General features: G+C 40.8%; 7 protein-coding genes. 6 read left to right on the forward strand and 1 reads right to left on the reverse strand.

All coding sequences use genetic code 11. The annotated features are described in order from the left end of the window. The first annotated feature begins 167 nt into the window (after window positions 1–167). The 6 genes from LHV68_08855 (at window position 168) to LHV68_08880 (ending at window position 18,494) form a co-directional block, all read left to right on the forward strand. The gene (locus tag LHV68_08855) at window positions 168–5,732 is read left to right on the forward strand and encodes a tetratricopeptide repeat protein (GenBank protein ID MCB4791983.1); all 5,565 of its coding nucleotides are present in this window, start codon (window positions 168–170) and stop codon (window positions 5,730–5,732) included. A gap of 23 nt (window positions 5,733–5,755) precedes the next feature. Then, window positions 5,756–9,391, forward strand: coding sequence for a hypothetical protein (locus LHV68_08860; GenBank protein MCB4791984.1), 3,636 nt, complete (start codon window positions 5,756–5,758; stop codon window positions 9,389–9,391). A 27-nt stretch (window positions 9,392–9,418) separates the two neighbouring features. Further along, on the forward strand, window positions 9,419–10,276 hold the full coding sequence (locus LHV68_08865) for a hypothetical protein (GenBank protein MCB4791985.1): 858 nt from the start codon (window positions 9,419–9,421) through the stop codon (window positions 10,274–10,276). Between the two features lie 264 nt (window positions 10,277–10,540). Continuing rightward, window positions 10,541–14,749 (forward strand): gliding motility-associated C-terminal domain-containing protein, encoded by a 4,209-nt coding sequence (locus LHV68_08870; protein ID MCB4791986.1) that lies wholly within the window; start codon window positions 10,541–10,543, stop codon window positions 14,747–14,749. Between the two features lies 1 nt (window position 14,750). Continuing rightward, window positions 14,751–16,325 carry a LysM peptidoglycan-binding domain-containing protein gene (locus LHV68_08875; protein MCB4791987.1) on the forward strand — a complete coding sequence of 525 codons (1,575 nt, stop codon included), beginning with the start codon at window positions 14,751–14,753 and terminating at the stop codon, window positions 16,323–16,325. Window positions 16,326–16,415: 90 nt separating this feature from the next. Next, window positions 16,416–18,494, forward strand: a complete 2,079-nt coding sequence (locus LHV68_08880; protein ID MCB4791988.1) for a hypothetical protein — start codon at window positions 16,416–16,418, stop codon at window positions 18,492–18,494. A 52-nt stretch (window positions 18,495–18,546) separates the two neighbouring features. Here the strand turns inward: LHV68_08880 and LHV68_08885 are convergent, their stop codons facing one another. Continuing rightward, on the reverse strand, window positions 18,547–19,812 hold the full coding sequence (locus tag LHV68_08885; GenBank protein ID MCB4791989.1) for a PorV/PorQ family protein: 1,266 nt from the start codon (window positions 19,810–19,812) through the stop codon (window positions 18,547–18,549). Between the last annotated feature and the right edge of the window lie 19 nt (window positions 19,813–19,831).

Consider the following 19,831-nt stretch of genomic DNA (forward strand, 5'->3'; position numbering starts at 1 on the left):
AATATATTGCAAAATGCAAAATGAAAAAATCAAAATTAAAGTGTCCGCTATGGCGGACTTATTTAAATTAATCCCGCAAAGCGGGATACAACAATTTTGCATTTTACAATTTTCATTTTGCATTTAAGTTAGCGACCATCGGGAGCTAACTTTACTGGAGAGGATAGATGGATTTCAGGAAAAAAGACGTACAGAACAAAAATAATGAATTAAAAACGGATGCGGAAAAGGCTGGAAAACTGCCTGACAGCGCCCCTTTTAATGAGGAACAATTCACGAGTCTCTATCAGAAAGCCCAGGACCAGATAAAAATAATCGAGCAAAAGATAGCCAATGAAAGAGAGCTGTGGTACCAGAGGATAAAACAGAAAGAAGAAGACCAGGTATCCCTTAAATCCCAGCTTGATATGCTCGTTTATAAAGTTGAACAGGAAAGGAAAAAAAGAGAGGGCGACCTAAATATACTGCACCAGCATATACAGAAAGACCTGGCCGAACTGGAAAAAAGCATCAGCGAAGAAGTTAAGACCTGGACAGAAAAAATAAACCAGAAAGACAAGGAACTGGAAGAAATAAAGCACCAGTCCGTTTTTCTTGAAACGCAGAAAAAACTTGAAGCGGAAAAGAATATCCGGGACCTGCAGTCGTCGCTTGAAAGTACCAAACAAAAGTATAAAGCCATAGAAAGGCAGTTGATAGAAGAAAAAAATCTATGGATAGACAAGGTAAAAAGCAAAGAAGAAGAAATCATTAACCTTAAAACGCAGATATCCTTAAAAGAGATACAGATAAAGTCCGAGGATGAAAAAGCAAAGGCAAAAAAGCGCGACCTGCAGCTGACCTGGCAGGGCCAGACAAAAGAAATGGAAGAAAAGCTGGAAAAACTAAGGAAGGAATGGACCGATACTTACAAGAACAAGGAAGAAGAACTGTTCACGCTTAAGATCGCCCTTGAAGAGCACCTTACGGCTATTGCCCTGGAGGCAGAAAAGCAGGAAAAAGAAATAAGCAGTATGAATAATAGGATCAGCGACAGGATCGTGGTCATAGAAAAAAGCATTGAAGAAGAAAAGAGCCGCTGGCAGGAGCTATTAAAGGCAAGGGAAGAAGAGTTTAAGGGCTTAAAAGCAGAGCTTGTCCTGAAGGAAAGCCAGGAAAAGGCCGAAAGAGAACAGAGGTTTAAAGAACTAAAAGAAGAAGAAAGCCAGGCAGGCCGCAAACTGAAGGATATAGGCCAGAGGATAGAACAGGAAAAAGAAAACTGGAAAGTAAAAATATTCCAAAAAGACGAAGAATTGAAGATCCTGAAAATACAGTCCGAGATTAAGCTCAAGGAACTTCAGGATGAATGGTTAGATAAAGAGTCAAAGACAAAGGAAGAAAAAGAAGCTCTTATTGAGCGCCTGAAAGAACTTGAGAATAAGCTTAATACCGAAAGAGCTGCCTGGGAGAACGAGTTAAAAGGCAAAGACCTTGAGATCAACCAGTACACCGAACAATGGGCGTTAAAGAAAAATAACATAATAAATAATGAAAGGCAGAATATAGAAGACCTTAAAAACAAAAAGGTGGTCCTTGAGAACGAGCTCCTCAGCCTTGAGGAAAGCTTTAATAAAGAAAAGCTGCACTGGGAAGAATTGCTGAAGAATAAGGAAAAAGAGGTCGAAAATTATAAGAACGATGTTGTGTCCAAAGAATCAAAGATAAAAAGAGACCTGGCTGATTTTGAATATAAATTCAGCCTGGAACTTGAGCCTTTTACGCTAAAAACAAAAAACTTTGAGGCCGATATTTCCGCTGCATCAGAAGAATTCCAAAAGCAGATAGCTCTTAAAGAAACACAGAAAGTAATGCTCCAGAACAGTTATTTTAGGCAGGAAGAAAAATTAAAAAAGCAGCTCGATGCCCACAGCAGCAGAGTCAGCTCACAGGAAGGGGCTTTAAGGAATAAAATAGCCGGAGTACGCAGTTTGATCCAGGCGCAATCCCAGAACGCAACGGAGAAATTAGAGAAATTAAAAGCGCAGGAAGCAGCTCTAAAGAAACAAGTAGAGACCATAGAAGAGAGGATAGCAAATGAAAGAGCCAGGATTTCCCGTGAATATAAGACCCGCAGAGAAGAGATGGAAAGCAATATCAAAAGGCTTGAGATAGAAAGAAGGGACGTAAAAAAGAATATGGAACTGAAGCTTTCCAATAAAATAAAGGAACTTGAAAATGAGGAAATAAGGGTCAAAGAGTTTGAGAACAAAGCTAAAAATGAAGTGCTGCAAAAAGAAAACGAATTAAAACTCATAATAGCCAAGGGCGATGAGGAGCTGGCGGGTTTACGGGCTAATTTAGAAAATGCAAAGAAAGAATATAACCAGAGAATAAAGGAAAAAGAAGATGAAATAAACAAGCTTTTTGAATCCGTAAAAACCAACGAAACGCGGATCAACGGTGAGAAAAACAAATTAGAACAAGATCTGAACCATGAAACCCAGGCCCTTTTGCTCAAAAGGAAGGAACTGGAAGGAGCTCTTCTAAAAGAGAAAAAAGCCTATGAAAAAGAGGTAGCGGCCATAGACAGCAAGATAGCTTCTTTGAGGCAGAGTCAGGAACTAAAAACAAAAGATTACGAAGCTATGCAGGTTTTGTGGCATGAAAAAATAGCCCAGACAAAAAGCGAGTACAATAAAAAGATCGACGAAATGCATCTTAACAGGGATGATGCGAATAATATCTCAAGAGAGATGATAGACAGGCTGGAAAAAGAAGAGATAGAACTGCAGCAAAACCTGATAGAAAGCAAGTCAAAGTACATAAGTGAAACAAACAATTTAAAAGAAAAGTATGTGCTTAAGAAAACCGAACTTAACGGCCTGGTAGAAAAGCTGAACCTTGAGCTGGAAGAACTGAGAAAGACGGTCAATAAAGACTTGAGCTTGAAAAACAACAAGCTTGAGGAAGAAGAAAACAAATTAGGCAGTATTGTTTCTAAAACCAACAAGGACCTTTCCCTGTGGGAAAAAGAATTAAATCAGATCAATGAAACAAAAGATAAGGAAATAAGTGTACTGAAGGCCAATATAGAAAAATCAAAAGAAGAATACACCGGTAAAATAAGGCTGCAGGAAACCAGGCTGCTGCAGGTTCAGGAAAAAATAAAGAATGATGAAAAAACATTTGAAGCGGAAAGAAAAGGCCTGGACGAAAAGCTTTCGGCAGAAATAGAGCCCCTGCTGGAGAAGTACAAATATCTTAAAAACCAGCTGACTGTGGAACAACAAAGCGCTGAAATCGACCTGGCCGCGCTTGAAAAGAAAATCACCGGTTTAAAGAAGAAACAAGATGAGCTTGAAGCGGATTACGCCGTAATGCACGCCGCTTGGAATGAAAAGGTAGATAAAGCCAAACAGGATTATGAAAAAGAAATAAGCAATTTAAAACTGGAGCAGGCCAGGATTGAAGCAGAACATAAGGATATGCTGGAAAGCCAGGAAAATGATTTTAAAGCCATAGAAAAATACAGCCTGGAACAGCTGGAGCAGTTTAAAAAGCAGAAAGAAGATGAAATAAACAGGTCAAGGAACCAGGTAAGCAAATTGCAGGATGATATGCGGGGCCTGGAATTAGAAATAAGCAGTATCCAGAACAGCCACCCGCAGATCCTTAAAACAAAAAGCGATGAAATTTCAAACCTGGAAAAACAGATAAGCGACAGGTCGGTGTTTTACGCCCGGGAGCAGGAAAAAGCCGAAAAAGATATTGAAAATTATCAAAAGAGGTCTGAGGAAAGGATTTTAAAGCTAAGGGAAGGAATAGAAAGCCTAAAAGCCAAATTTAAAATCGAGCAGGATGACCTTAATAAGAAATATATGGAGTTAAGGCAGGAGCTTGAGAAGAAGAACAAGGATAAGAAAGAAGAGCTTATTAGTGAAGAAAAAATATATTTTGAACAAAAAGTAAACCTGGAAAAACAGAAAAACGAACTCCTTGAAAGCCTGAAAAACACGAAAACAATATCTCAGGAACAGCTCAGGCAGAAAGAGAAAGAGATCCTGGCTTTGCAGTCGGAGTTGTCCCAGAAGGAGAAAGCCTGGGAGCAGAGCTGGCAGATAAAAGAAAAAGAGTTTTCAGCCGAAAAGGCAGGTATTAGCGATGAGATAGAAAACCTGGCAAAAAGGTCAAAAGAAGAGGAAGAGATCTACGGAAAAAGGCTGCAGGAAAAAGAAGCCGAGATAGAGCAGTTAAGGACACAATACGACATAAGACTGAAAAAACTGGAAGATGAAATATCGCATAAGAAAGTGGCCTGGGAACAGACGAACACGGGGCTCTCATCGCAGGTTATGGGCCTGACCGAACAGCTCGCCAGCATGCAAAAGAACTATGAAGAAGCCATAACTTTAAAAGAAAAAGATTTGTCGGTTTTAAAATCAAACCTGGAGTTCTGGGAACTTAGGTCAAAAACTAATGAAGAAAAACGCCTGGCTGCCTGGGAAGACGAAAAACTCTCCCTTGAGAACAGGATAAAAGAAAGCAGCCTTAAATTAAGCAGCTTTGAGAAAGAATATAATGCCCTTATCGAAGAAAAATCCAAAATAGCAACAAGAATAAACGAAGAAGCCAGAATAACCGAGCAGGATAAATTAAACCAGTGGAAACAGTTTGAAGCCGGATTAACTGCCCAGCATGATCATTTGTTAAAGGAAGTTGAGGCCTGGCAGGAGCGCATAAAGAAGGAAACTATTGTTTCTGACGACAAGATAAAAGCCTTGGAAAGAGAAGTAGATAAAATGAAGTTAGAAGCTTCTTTAAAAGACACTATGATACAGTCAGACCAGCAGAAAATGGAGCGCGAGCATAGAAAGGTGCAGCAGAAATTGAAAGAAGAGCTCATGGCTTTGGAACACAGGATGGCAGAAGAAAAAGAAGACTGGCTGTCCAAGCTGCGTTTAAAAGAAGAAGAAATTGAAACTTTAAAAGTCCGGTTGACGATGCGCGAAGAAAGAAGGCAGAACGAAATCAATAAAAGAGAGGAAGAAGTCAAAAGAATTATTAAAGAGCTTGAATACAGCTTGACTGCGATACAGGACGATTATAATAAAAAAATACCAGAGAAAAAAGACAGGATAGACACCCTGCAGGAACAGCTGAACTCGATATTAAAAGAAATTGAAACCAAAGAAAAACAATGGAAAGAAAAACAGGAAAACAGGAATAGGGCCTTAAACGAAGGTTATGCCGGTTTAATGAAAGATATAGGAAAACTTGAAAGCGAGCTGGAACAGGAAAGTAAAAAGATGAACGAATTAATAATGGCTAAGGAAAAACAGATAGAGAACCTGGCTGTTCAAATGACCGCTAAAGAAAACGACCTGGTCGTGGAACGCTCCTTTACACAGGAAATAATTACTGAGTTAAAATTTAAATCGGAAGAATTTAAGAGGGTATTCAAAAAACATACCAGCAGTCAGAGCATCAACAAAGCAGATGAAATAGGTAAATTATTTGAAGCCTGCATAGAATACTTTAACAGCGAGAAATATGCGGAAGCAAAAGATAACCTGGAAAATATAATAAAGGCAGAGCCGGATTTTTCAGGAGCCTATAAATATCTGGCCTTATGCTATTGGAACCTCGGGCAGAAGGAAGAAGCTCTAAATACGGCTCAAAAAGCCCTTTTGCTTGAACCGGAAAACGAAGAACTGACGAACTGGATAAAATCCATAAAAAATAGAAATTAATTAATTCTCTTGGAGGAATAATCATGGCCGAAGACAAAAATCAAATAAACAAACCACCGTTTACTCCGCCGCTTTTGCCCGGAAAACAGCCGCCGAAACCGATCGTGGATGTAAACAAACAGGAACGCCCGGCTGCAGTTCCAAAGTCGCCGCCTTTTCAAAAACCGGCTTTACCGGGCTCAAAACCCGCCCTTCCAAAAAAGAACGAAGCGCCTAAAGCCGACATTCCTCAGGGCTCCAGCAGGCAGGCCATAAACGAAGTGGAAGAAGTCCGCAGGCAGCTGGAATCCCAGATGTCGGAACTAAGGAACCAGCTGCAGGAAGAAAGAGAAAAACTCCTTATACAGACGGTTAAGGCAAAAGAAGAAGAGGCCCTTGCTTCTAAAGTAGAAGAATCCCTAAAAGATATACAAGACCGCCTTCGCAGGGAAAAAAGGGAGCAGGAGCTCCAGGAATCGCTTTTAAAAACCGAAGGCCACACCAAAGAACTGGAACAGCGCCTCGCTCAGGAACGCCAGACCTGGGTCGAAACTTTAAGAACACAGCTTTCCCAGAGAGAAGGCAACGAAAGAGAAATCGAGCATCAGTTCGAATTAAGGATGAAAGAACTGGAAAGAAGGTGGCATGAAGAAAAACTGAACTGGGCGCAGACTTTAAAGAATAAAGAACAGGAAATAGGGCAGTTAAAAAAAGATATGGAAACCTCTCTTAAATCCGAGCAGGATAACTATGACAAAAAGATAACTTATCTTGAGAATGAAAGGGAATCCCTTAAGAGAGAACTCGGTGATATAACGGATATACGCCAGGAGGAAAAAAATAACCTTATTCAAAAACTGGAAGCCAGGGATAAGGAGTTTTTATCTATAAAGGCCCAGCAGGCGATGCTTGTTTCACAGGTGCGCCAGACTAAAGAAAAAAATGACCAGTTCATGCAGGTCCTGGAGAAAATGCGCGCCGAGAAGAATACGTTATTATCCCAGGTAGAAGTAAAAGACAAAGAATCCTTTTTAATGAAAACCCAGTTTGCCTTATACCAAACAAGAGCGAAATCCGAACAGGAAAAACTGCTGAAAGAAATGCTAATGTTCAAGGAACACGCAGAGAAGAATATACAGCAAAATCAATCAAATATAAAGGCAAAAGAAGAAGAAGTTAATTTGTTAAAAAAGACTTTTGAAAAAAGGGAGATGGAACTAAAGTTTGAAATAGATAAGAAAACCGTTGAAATAGGGTCCATTGTAAAGCAATATGAAGAAAGGATGAGGAACCGCGAAAACGAACTTAAAAGCTATTGGGAAAGGAAAGAATCCGATAACCTTTCTTCGTTAAGGCAAATGGAAGAAAGGCTGAAGAATAGCGAGCAGAGTTTTATAAATACCCTGGATAAAAAAGACGCCCAGCTTAAAGACGAACAAGCCAAATGGGCTGAGAAGCTGCAGGCGAAAGATGCGGATAACGCAAGGCAGATAGAAAAGAAAGAAGAAGAGTTAAAAAAGGAACGTACCGTCTGGGCCGAGAAACTGCAGGCGAAAGAAGATGACAACGCAAGGCAGGCGGAAAAGAAAGAAGAAGAGCTGAAAAAGGAACGTACCGTCTGGGCTGAGAAACTGCAGGCGAAAGAAGAGGACAACGCAAGGCAGGTGGAAAAGAAAGAAGAAGAGTTAAAAAAAGAACGTACCGTCTGGGCAGAGACATTGCAGGCAAAAGATGAGGATATAGCAGGGCATATAGTAAAAGAGAACAGCTTGGAAGTGGTTATCGCAAAAAACAGCGAATGTATCCAGGAACTGCAGAATAAGGCGCATAGTTACACAGATGAGATCTCAAGAGCAAAGGAACTTCTTTCAATCCAGGAAAAAGAATTCATGGATTTAATGGCTCAAAAAGAATCAGAATTTAAAAATGAAAAGCTTTATTTAACGGAAGCTTTAAAGGACAGCGAGAAAAAGTCCGCGGAATATGTAAAAAAGGAGAACGAATCCAATATAACTGCCATAAAGAACCAGAACAAAATAGCAGAATTGGAAAGCAGGATAAATGAGCTGAAAAACGAGAAAAGCTTTTTAAATGAAGTGATTAAGGAAAATGAAAGAAAGACCGAAGAATTCGTTAAAAGAGAGAACGACCTGAATATTGCAGCTGCAAAGAACGCTGAGAGGGTAACGGAACTTGAAAGCAGGATAAATGAACTTAAGTCGGAAATTGACAATAAGAACCATGTTGCCGAAATAAAAGAAAATGAGTTCAAAAACGAGAAACTATATTTAGTCGAAGCTATCAAGGAAAATGAAAGAAAAGCTGCAGAATTTGTTAAAAGGGAGAATGCCTTAACTATAGAGGCTGCAAAAAGCCTTAACAGGGCGGCTGAACTTGAAAACAGGATGAATGAACTTAAGTCGGAGATCGAAAATAAAAACCGTACCAGGGCAATAAAGGACAATGAGTTCCAGGCAGAGAAAAACAATTGGCTTCTAAATATGAAAGAAAAAGAAGCCAGGATAGAAGAACTTCTGGGCGAAAAGAATGATATATTCCAGATGAAAGAAGAACAGATGAAAGCTGTCAGGCAAAAGTTCCAAGAGGAACAGAAAACTTCGGATGCCGTAAAAAAGGATATGGAATCTGAATTGAAACTCCTGGAAAAAGAATTAGAGCATAAGCAGAAAGAAATGGATAAGGTCAGGGAAGAATCACAGTTCAAAGAGAAGATCTTTGACATTGAAAAACAGCAAAAAGAAGCCCTTCATAAGCAGGAAATCGCAATGTTCCAGGAAAAGATATTCGGGCTTGAAAGAAACATGAACATGCATGATGATGAGCTGCTACAGCTCCGGGAATCGGTAAAACAAAAAGAAGAAAACCTTTTGAAAATTAAGGAAGAAGCCCGTGCAAGGATAGAAGAATTATATGACGCTAATAAACGCCTTATGGATGAAAATGATAAAATCCTGAAACTGAAAGAAAGGAAGATAAAAGAATTAGATGAAGCTAACCAGAGCCTTAGGGAAGAAAACGAAGATATTTTAAAATTAAAAGATGAGGTTCAAAAAAATCTTGCAGGTGAGATCGAAAAATTGAAAGCCTCTATGAAAGACGAAATAGAGATGATAGAAAATGACCTGAAAGACGAGAGAAATACCCTGGAAAATAAGCTGGCACAGAAAGAAAACGAGGTCCTTGCTTTAAAAAGGCAGTATGAAAGCCTGCAGAACAAGCCGCCTTCAGAGAATCCCCTAAAGGGAGACATACTGGCAAAGCTCGAAGAGCAGACCGAATATAAAATCCGTGAAGGGAACGAGAAATGGATCCTGGAAAGGGACCAATTGGTCAGGGAGCTTAATAACTCAAGGATCGAAGAAGGGGCCTTAAGGAAGCGTATTGAAGAATTAAACGGAAAGTATTCGGAACTTGAGCTTGCAATGCAGAAAAAGAACGAAGATGTAGAGAAGATTATAAAAAAAATAAATATTATTGAAACCGACAGCTCTAGACCTGAAAAAAACAGCGATACCATCAGCGTTGCCGCCATCAAACAGCTAATAGATGAATATAAGGAAAAAGGCCTGTCTGAAAATGAAACCAAATCCATATTGATGAAAATATGGGAAAGTTTAAATGAACCCGTAATTGAAATAAAAATAAAGGATAAAAACTAAGTTTAGTTCAAAAAAGGGGAAATTAAAATGTATGATAAATTCATTAAACTAAAGGACAGGCTGGAAATAGAACTGACTGCTCTGGAAAACCATTTTACGCGAAACATCGTCAAAAGGTCTATATCTGGCCCGTATCGAACTGTCATTGCGACAGGCTCAAGCTCAGGGCTGAGCGGAAATGCTAATGTCGGCAGGACAGCTTTCATGCCCAGTCCGGCTCAAGAGCCCTGCATGAGTATGGACAAAGAGCCTGCAGCGGAAGTTATTCAAAATAAAAAAGATGCTTTTAACGTTATAGTCCACCAGCGCCTTGAACTGGAAGCCAGGCAAGAAAAAGAAAAGCTCGAAATTCTGGCCAGAAGCCAATCCATAGAATTAGATTCACTCAAGGCAAAACTCAAAGACTATGAAAGCCAAATAGAAATTCAGAAAGAAAAGATCCAAAATAAAGAAGAGAACCTTACTGTTTTCATTGCGAACGTGTCCAGAAAGGTCACAAAGCTGGAAAAAGATAAATATATGCTTGAAAGCATGTATAACGAACAAAATAAGAACAATACGGTTTTATCAGATGAAAACCGGTTTTTCAGGTCGGAAATTGAAAAATATCAAAAAAAGGAAAAAGAATACTGCGAAAAAAATGAAACTGTAAAAAACAAACTAAATGAAAACGACAAGGAAATCACCTTGTTGTTTTCAAGAGTAAAGAATTTGGAAAATGAGCGGATAAAGTTGATAGACGAGATACGGAAAATCAATCTGGAAAATGTGATAAAACAACAGTTCAAAGTGCACGAAAATAAAAAATCCGTGTTTGCAAAACTCTATAATTGGTTAGCCAGCCCGTTAATAAATTTAAATACGGGCAAAAATGGAATCCGCTAGTGTGCTGGCACTGACAGATCTTTACATTTGATTGTCATTGCGAGGAACAAAGTGACGAAGCAAGCTCAGTTTTAACATCAAGATTGCCGCGCTCCCTTCGGTCGCTCGCAATGACAAACCTATGAATGTTCAAACGTAAAGCTATTTATGACGCAAGACACTAGGTAGGAACTGCCCCGCTGCCACTCCCGGATTTATTTAATTGAGCCTCTCCATCGCAGTTTTGGCAAATAGGGTGTTTTGTGCGGCGGGTTTAACACCATAATGAATAATAAAAAATTTGTACTATTACTATTGAGTTCTTTTTTTTTAACTTCGGCGCTTTGGTCTGCCCCGGAACCTTTGACAGGCCTAAAAAGCATAGGTACAGGATTTAAACATGTAAAACTTACCTGGACTACTCCGTACGATACTCCTTCAAGCTCAACTCCTTCCCATTATGAATTGAGGCTTTCGACATTCAACCAGATCAATACCGAATTCAAGTGGGCAAATAATTCCACTATAAAAACGTACCCTTACGTAATAATGCTCTCTACAAATAATATCACAGGCGGCTTGACAGTATATCATACGGTTACGGGTTTGACGAACAATCAAAGCTATTTTTTTGCTATTAAGTCATCAACCGGTAATGTCTTTACTACTAATAAATCAACGGATATTGTCGGCTGGTCCGGTATAAGTTGTATGGATGTCCTGGCGGTTCCTTTTAATACAGCACCGGGGATGGTCGGCGGCCATAACCTGCTAAACGCTACTACCACTAATACAGCGACACCGCAACTTACCTGGGGAGCGTCGACTGCGGGAAACGATGATTTAAGTTACTTCGACACTGTAGCCTATTATGTTGAGCTGTCTACTTCGATAGCTTTTGCAGAAAAGATAACAAAAGACGACATACCCAGCAATTCCTGGGCAGTTACTCCTCCTTTAAATGAAAATACAACATACTGGTGGAGAGTAAAAGCTAAAGATTCCGAAGGCTTGTATTCATCAGGTTATGTTTTTCAGGACGACATACGTTTTGTGGTTAATGCCACTAACGAGGCGCCGAACCCCTTTAATTTAACAAGCCCTAACGGCACTATAGAAAACGGCAAACCTACATTCCAGTGGAATTTTACTACCGACCCGGACCCTGTTGACTCAGTAAAATACACCCTGTTTTATTCTACAGCAAGCGATTTCAACCTCAGGATAACGACCCGGGTTGCAAACCTGGCTACTAACTCGTCCGGGCCCCAACCTTCGGTCAATTTAATAGAAAACGCCACATATTACTGGAAGGTCCAGGCTGTTGACTCAAAAGGCAAATACAGGGTAAGTAACTCTACCTGGACCGTAAGGATAAATAATTCTAATCAACAGCCAAATTCTTTTATCCTGGACTCTCCAGGCAATAATCTTATAATCGCTACGACCACTCCTACTTTGAAGTGGGTGCCGGCAATAGACCCTGACCCTGGCGACACATTAACGTACAGGGTCGTTTACTCGTCATCCGATCCGAATATTGTTTTAAACTATCAATCCTTTCCAAATTTGACAACCGGCCAGTATAGAACAGGCCCGCTCAATGAAGATTCAACATATTGGTGGAAAGTCCAGGTAACGGATAGCCAGCTATCTAGTAATCAAAGTCCTATTTGGGCGTTTTATGTAAATGCCACAAATAATCCGCCGTATTCTTTTAATCTTTATACATCCTCAGGAGTAGTTAATACCAGAACCCCTATTTTTACCTGGCAGGCGGCAATGGACCAAAATGGCGATCCAGTAACCTATAGTTTTTATTACTCTAAACTGATTGATTTCAGCATTTCAGCTTCATCCCAGGGGCTGACCCAGCCTTCGTTTACCCCTGCTACTGATCTTGATACAAACAGCACATATTACTGGAAAGTAGAAGCCAGGGACAACCATTCTGGAGTTACACCTTCGACTACCTGGCAGGTAACTATCGTAAACAACCCTCCCAATCCTTTTAATCTTTTAACTTCTTCAGGGGTAGTTAATACCAGGACGCCGAAATTTACCTGGCAGGCGGCAGCAGACCCGAACGGTGACCCTGTAACATATAATTTTTATTACTCTAAACTGATTGATTTTGGCATTTCAGCTTCATCCCAGGGCTTGACCGCAACTTCTTTTACACCTGCAGCTCTTGATCCAAACAGCACATATTACTGGAAAGTAGAAGCCAGGGACAACCATTCGGGAGTCAGGACTTCCGGCGTATGGCAGGTAACTATAATAAACAACGCTCCCAATTCTTTTAGCCTTTTAACTTCTTCAGGGATGGCCAATAAGAGGACCCCGAAATTTATCTGGCAGGCGGCAACAGACCCGAATGGCGACCCTGTAACCTATAATTTTTATTATTCTAAACTAATTGATTTTACTCTTTCAGCTTCATCGCAAGGGCTGGTCCAGCCTTCTTTTACTCCCGGTACAGCTCTTGATGAAAACAGCACTTATTACTGGAAAGTAGAAGCCCGGGATAACCATTCCGGAGTTACAACTTCTGGTATATGGGATATAATAATAAATGCCGATTTACAACCGCCAAATAATTTTAATTTGTTATCTCCGAGCAACGGGGAGCGTGTAACTACAGGCGAAATCCTGTTTAGCTGGGAAACCACTACTGACCCTGACCCGTTTGATTACGTAGACAGTTATTCGTTATACTACTCGACTTGTTCAAGTTTAAACAATCCGGGCATAGTATCAGGGCTTAAAGTTTCGACCTATACTATCCAGGTCAGCGCTCTTACAGAAGCTGTAACATACTACTGGATGGCCAAAGCAATTTCTAAGGTAAGCGGCCAGACGAACAGCCAGACAAGGAGCTTTAACATATCTAATAAGGCGCCTTATGAATTTGATTACACCTCTTCTTCCGGTGTCATAAAATCAACTAATGTCTCGTTAAAATGGAAAAATGCAAATGACCCTGAAAATGACCCTGTTACCTATACTGTGTATTATTCGACCGATCTAAATTTCAGTTTGGTAAAATCTTCCGGCGGGATTAGCGTGCCTTATTATGGTTTGACTGCTTTAACCGACCATACTACGTATTATTGGTACGTAAACGCTACTGATGTAAGAGGAAATAACACGATACAGTCTGATAAAGTCTGGAGTTTCCGTGTAAACAATATTAATTACCCGCCGCTTTCATTTAACCTCCTTTACCCGCCGGACGGTACGCACTTAAGCGGTGTGACTACTTATTTGCAATGGCAAAAAACGACAGATCCTGACCTCAAGAGTTCGGTAGCTTATACGCTCTGGTATTCAACCAGCCAGAGTTTTGCCCTAAAGACCGTTTTAGACAGGCAAACTTCAGACTATTTCAGGTTTGCTAATAACCTGCTGTTCGGCACAACCTATTATTGGCGTGTTTATGCCCTAGGAGCAAGCGGGAACAGCAATGATATTACACAAACGCAAACCTGGCACTTCACTACCCTGGGCAGGATAAAGCCCTTTGTTCCGCAAAATTTTAAGGCAAGCCTTGATGTTACAAAAACCAGGGTTACGCTTAGCTGGGATGCGGTAAATAAAAATGCGGATAATTCTCCTATAACAAACTTAAAAGGTTATAAAATTTATAGGTCAAATAGTTTAGATGATATTTATAACGTTTCCGAAACAACAAGCGTAAGTTCCAATGTCCTTTCCTGGGTTGACACAAAGACAAGCGGGGATGTCGTTTACTATTTAATAAGGTCTTACAATATTTTAGATGTGGAAAGCGATAATTCATCTTTAAGAAGTGCCGGAGAAACAAACCTGTCTATTGCATCCCCGTCTGATCAAAGCGTAATGGTTTCTTATTCGACTGAATTATTGCCGTCTACGATGACCATTGAAGTAATAAGGCAGGATAACCAGGATAGTAATGTCCTGGGTTCATATATAGTAAGGACTGTCGGGCAAAACAAGGAAGTAATTAACTATACGCTTACCGAACCATTTATCTTAAGGTTCAGGAAAGGGAGTTTTCAGGCAGCTTTAGGCAGGGCGGTAACTCTCGGGTCAAGCTATGCCGGTGTATTCTGGCATAACGGAGTTAACTGGGCGTATATCGGAGGAACGCCGGATAACGGCGATATAATCGTCAAAACACCCTATATGGGCAGCTATCAGCTCCGCAAGGTGTTCGGAAGCACAGAATTTCGTATATTAAACCTCTGGCCGAAGATAATCACTCCAAATAACGACGGCATAAATGATGCCTTCAACTGTACTTTTGAAAATCCTACATCAAATTCTGTAAGTGCCGCTATTTATGACTTGAGCGGAGCCCATGTTGCAGGCTTCAGCTCTTTAACTGATGCCTGGTTCATCTGGGATGGGAAAGATGAACACGGAGACAGGGTATCTCCCGGGATATATTTATATCAAGTCAAATGCGGGACAAAGGTCTCTAACGGCACGGTTGTTGTGGCAAGGTAAAATGAATAATAAATGGAAGTTATTAATTATCTTAATAGTGAATTTTGCAATTTGCAATTTGCAATTTGCAATTGATGTAAATGCTGCCTTCAAGGATGATTTATATAGCGCACGTATAAATTCTATGGCAGGTGCCTTTGTTGCGGTCGCAGATGACAGCCAGTCTGTCTTCATTCAGCCGGCAGGGCTTGCAAACCTAAAGAACCCCGAGTTTTCTTTAAGTTACGGGCATGTTTATTGGGGACTGGATGACGGAAGCCAGATAACAAGCCCGGTCTTATCTTTAGGGATGCCTTTATCAAAAAAACTTTCCTTTGGGCTAGGCTATAAAACTATAAGCCTGCAAAATGTCTATGACGAGAGCACGATAACATCCGCCTTGGCATACAAACTTAACGGATTTTCATCAGTAGGGCTCGCTTATAAAAATCTAAGCATAAAATACGGCAGCGATAGTTATACATTAATAGACCCGGTCTTAAAGAGTAAAAATACGGTCAGCGACTATGACCTGGATATCGGTTTATTTATCCAGCCGCTGCCGTTTTTGAGTTTCGGGTACAGCAAACAGGGCCTTCTTGGCGCTAATATAGGGTTGGATGAAAAAATAAAATCACCGGCTGTCGAAAGGATCGGTGCGGCTTATAAAGAAAATATGTTTAAGGTGATTTATGAAAACGTGAAGCAGGACAATACTATGAAAAATCTAATGGGGATAGAGAAGGTTTTTTTAAACAACAGCTTTGCCCTGCGTTTCGGGTTCGGGTGGGGTGATAACGAATTTGGAAAGCTGGCAGTCGGCGCAGGGGCGAATTTCAATCAATTCTCTCTTGATTATTCATTCGACTATCCGTTAAAAGGGATTGAAAATACTTCAGGAGTGCATTTCCTGAGCTTTAACGTCAGGTTTCTTAAGCCTGAGGAAAACGCTGCGCAGCCAAGAAAAGAAAAAAAACAAACAGGGGAAGAAATAAAGAAGGCATTCAAAGATAAATTACAGGGTATGCTGTCACAAAAGCAAGTTAAGGAACCCCTAGCCCAGCAAACAAAGAAGGCCTGTTTTTGGAGTCCTATGGCATGTATTAGCAGCCTGGGGGAACTTATAAAGCCTCCTGAATTGTATACTTCTCCTTTTTATATCGCAGGCCCGCTTGGGCCTTTCCAGTTTCAGGTTGAAGAACCAGGTAAAGAGCTTGGTATTGTTGAGCAAAATAATATTAAATTGGAGTTAGAAAAATTGGCTCCGCCCGCAACAGGGCAGATAGATAACACAATTGAAACATTGCCGGCCCAGAAAGAAAATGCAGTTAGTGAGGTTCCTTCAGCTCCTGGGGCTCCTGCCATTGCTGTTGAACCGCAGCCTGAGAAGATCGGAAAACCAAAGGCAATAAATAAAGAAAAAGATAAAGTATCGGTTTTTAAAAGCCATACGGTGCTTTCAGGTGAGACTTTGCCGATGATAGCAAAAAAATATTACGGGAAAGAATCGGACTGGATAAAGATCTATGAGGCAAACAAAGACCACATTGAAAAAGGCTCTCTTAAACAGGGACAAGTTTTGGTAATACCGCAATAAAGAAATGTATAAGCTGTAACCCGTAACCTGTGACCCGAAAAACCTCCGGGTTACTGGTACCGGGTTGCGGGTCACTCTTGGAGGATGAAAATGGATGAATTTAATGACCTTGACAATGAACTTGCCAAATTAAAACAGGAACTTTCTTCCCACGGAGATGAATGGACGCGTCAATTTAATTTCCCCGGGTCAAATGATTACTGGAAAAGGAGGCAGGAAGAAGACAGTGCTATCTGGCAAAAAAGGCTTAACGTAAATGAAGAAGAAAAAAAGATCCTCGAAGAAAAGCTTAAAGAGCAAAAATTGCAGATAGAGAAGTATAACGAGCACTTAAGAGAAGTAGAAAAGAAGATCGAAGAAGATGCCCGCCGGTGGGAAGAGAGGTTCAAAGTAAGAGAGACAGAACTGATGCTTGAGAAAAACAGGGTTTTATGGGAAGAAAAAATGAAGGAAAAAGAAAATGAAAACCATTTCCTTCTTTCCAAAGTGTCAGAGCTGAATGCAAAAATTGGTGAGGAAAAAGAGCAGCAGTTGAAGGACAGGGATAAGACAGACGAATATTTGAGTAAATTAAAAGAAGCTCACGAAGATAAGACAAGGTCTTATACGGGCCAAGTAGATGTTTTAAGAGCCAGGGTCGCTGAACTTGAGAAAGATCTTGGGGAAAGGATGTCTGAACTAAGGACAAAAAGCGGAGCTTATGAAGAGAAGATAAAAAAGATGGATGACTATACAATAGAGCTTGCTAGGTTAAAAGATACCGCAGTAAGCGAAAATTGCCTGTTAAAAGAAGAACTTTCAAAGGCCAAGCTGCAGAATACGGAAGAAAAAAAGCAATTACAGGAATCCTTAAAACTAAGGGCTCAGCAGTTTGTTTCAAATTTTTACGCATATCTCGGTCCTCTCTTGGGGCTCTTGCACGGGATATCTACAAAGAGGCTGTCCGGCGACCTCATAGGGCCTGTCAAGGACTCAGTGCAGAGGCTTGAGAATGAAACTGGACTGTTTATGACGAATCTGGATATGAAGTTCCAGTATAATGAACTTTATACATTGGGACTTATTCTGCCGGAAGATGAATTGGGTTTTTTTAACAAGCTATCCGCCAGCCAGAAGATCAGAACGAAAGTGTTGGACATAAAGGCTATTAAAAATGACATATCCAGGATCAAGCCTCAAGCTGTGCTCGTATCCATAAAGTTTTTAAAATATGCCTATAAAATAAAAAATAAATGGTCGTTTATACCTGTAATAATTTTTGGCACTGTTAACGCAAAGCTTCACAAAAAACTTTTAGCAAAAGGGTTTGAGGTTATTTTACCGCCTTATATAACGGAAGAGATTATAACTCTGCTTAACCAGACAGTTTCCAAAAGTATTGCCTGGCCGGAATACTGGGAAAAGATACAGCCAAAGAGGGATTATCTTTCAAAGCTGGCAGTTATGTCGGGTTTAATCCTTCTTTGTTTATCAGGGTATTATTTGAATAATTACTATGTAAATAAAAGTTTGAATGTTGTCCTACATTTTAATACGCCGTACCCGCAGCCGACAAACATAACCTTTGACGGCCAGAATATCTGGGTATGCGACTGGTTTGGTCAGAGCATATATAAACATAGTGTTAACAATGATTTTAAGCTTATTAAGATTTTTCATTTTCCGGAAAAGCATTTTACAACACTGGCCTGGGCCGGCGGGTATTTATGGTCAGCCGATCCCTGGAATAAAAAGATATACAAGCATAACATGGATGAAGCTTTGTCCATAATAGGTTCCTATCAGGCACCGAATGCAGCCCCAAGCGGGTTGGCCGGTGACAGAGAGGTTTTGTGGTCCTGCGACAGTGCGCTGGCTCAGATTTACAGGCACAGGCTGGATGATAAATTAACTGTAGAAGAGACATATAAAAGCCCCGGCTCCAGCCCCAGCGGCCTTTACTTTGACGGAGAAAAGCTCTGGAGCCTGGATTCAAAAACAAATAAGATATATTGCCATGATATAAGTAAAGGTTTAGCTGTTGAAGGAGAATATTTGCCGGTCGGGTATGAACAGAAAGGGTATAATTTAAGCGGGATAGCTATAAGTAAAGACAGGGTATGGGTATGTTCTGAAAGGTTGGGTGAAATACAGGGCTATCAAAAAACCTTGTTAAAAAAAATTAAATAGGGCCTGCTGAAAAACTCAGCAGCCCTTGCCTTTGTCTTTGTACTCAGAATTTTTACTTTTCGAGGGTCAGTGCTATATTGACTTCAATGGCTTTGTCGTTTTCTCCGATAACAACAGGCTTTCTTATACCTTTGTACCCCCGCTGCCAGAATCCCATGACATAGTTTCCCGGAACGATGTTACGTATTTTATACCAGCCGTATTCCGAAGCATTAAAAACCAGGATCTCTTTACCGTTTTTTATAAGTTTAACCAGCGCACCCGGAATCGGATTATTTTCGATATCGGTTACAGTCCCGGTAATAACACACCTCTGCCCTATGATTTGTTGTTTTGAGGGCAAGGTTTCCTTGGTTTGCTCTTTTTTTGCCTCAATAACCTTCCTGCTTGATACCTTTTTTTCCACCTCTTGTCCAAAACGAACGTTTAAAGAATACCGATGAGTGGTACCTAGATCCCCGTAAAATGTCCAGGCATAGTCAAAACCTATATACTGGGATATTTTTATCCCTAACCCTGCTGACAATCCGGATAAGGCATCCAGGTCTTGAACTGTATTATAGCCAGCTCTTAAAGCTATCGTTTCAGTAAACCGGTATTCGCTGCCCAGGCTGAAATTTACATCGTTGTCTGCGGGAGCGTTGATATCCAGAGCTATTTTACAACTCGGCGCTAAAGCGTATGCGCCGCCGAGTTTCACGTTCATAGGAAGAGGGTCTTCCATATCAATGAATTTCATCTTAGTGCCGATGTTCTGCGCTGCCAACCCGATATACAGCTTATCTTCCATCAAGGCACGCAATATGCCTATATCCACACCGGTCGCGGTCGCAGTATGCTCGATTTTTGAGGAAATGTATTTCAAGTTTATTCCAAGGCCAGCGAACTTCAGGTCTCTTGCATAGGACAACGACAATGCCGTATCAGAGGGGTTTATAGTGTCACCCGCCAGTCCAGTATCATCCATTTTAATGATATTCCCATACGACATATATTGGGCCGCAAGGCCGAATACCCCGAAGTCTTGAACGGGCATCGAGTAGGACAGCCAGTCGTAGGACATCTCTTCAAACCAGGCTGCATGCATCATCGAAAGAGATTTAGTTCTGGCCCTGACCAGCCCCGCAGGGTTCCAGTAAATCGAGGTTGAGTCGTCGGCCATACCTGCGAACGCTTCGCCCATACCCGCAGCGCGGGCGCCCGCTCCGAGCTTCAGAAATTGTGCGGTTGAGGTTCCTGCGTCTTTCGAGCCGAATGAAGCGAAAGCAAGCGAGCTGCAAACTGCGGCCGTAGCAATGGCAAAAAATAACTTTTTCATGATTTTTCTTGGAGATGTA

It is taken from the genome of Candidatus Liberimonas magnetica (genome assembly GCA_020523885.1).
In the GTDB taxonomy this organism is placed as follows: Bacteria; Elusimicrobiota; Endomicrobiia; order Endomicrobiales; family JAFGIL01; genus Liberimonas; species Liberimonas magnetica.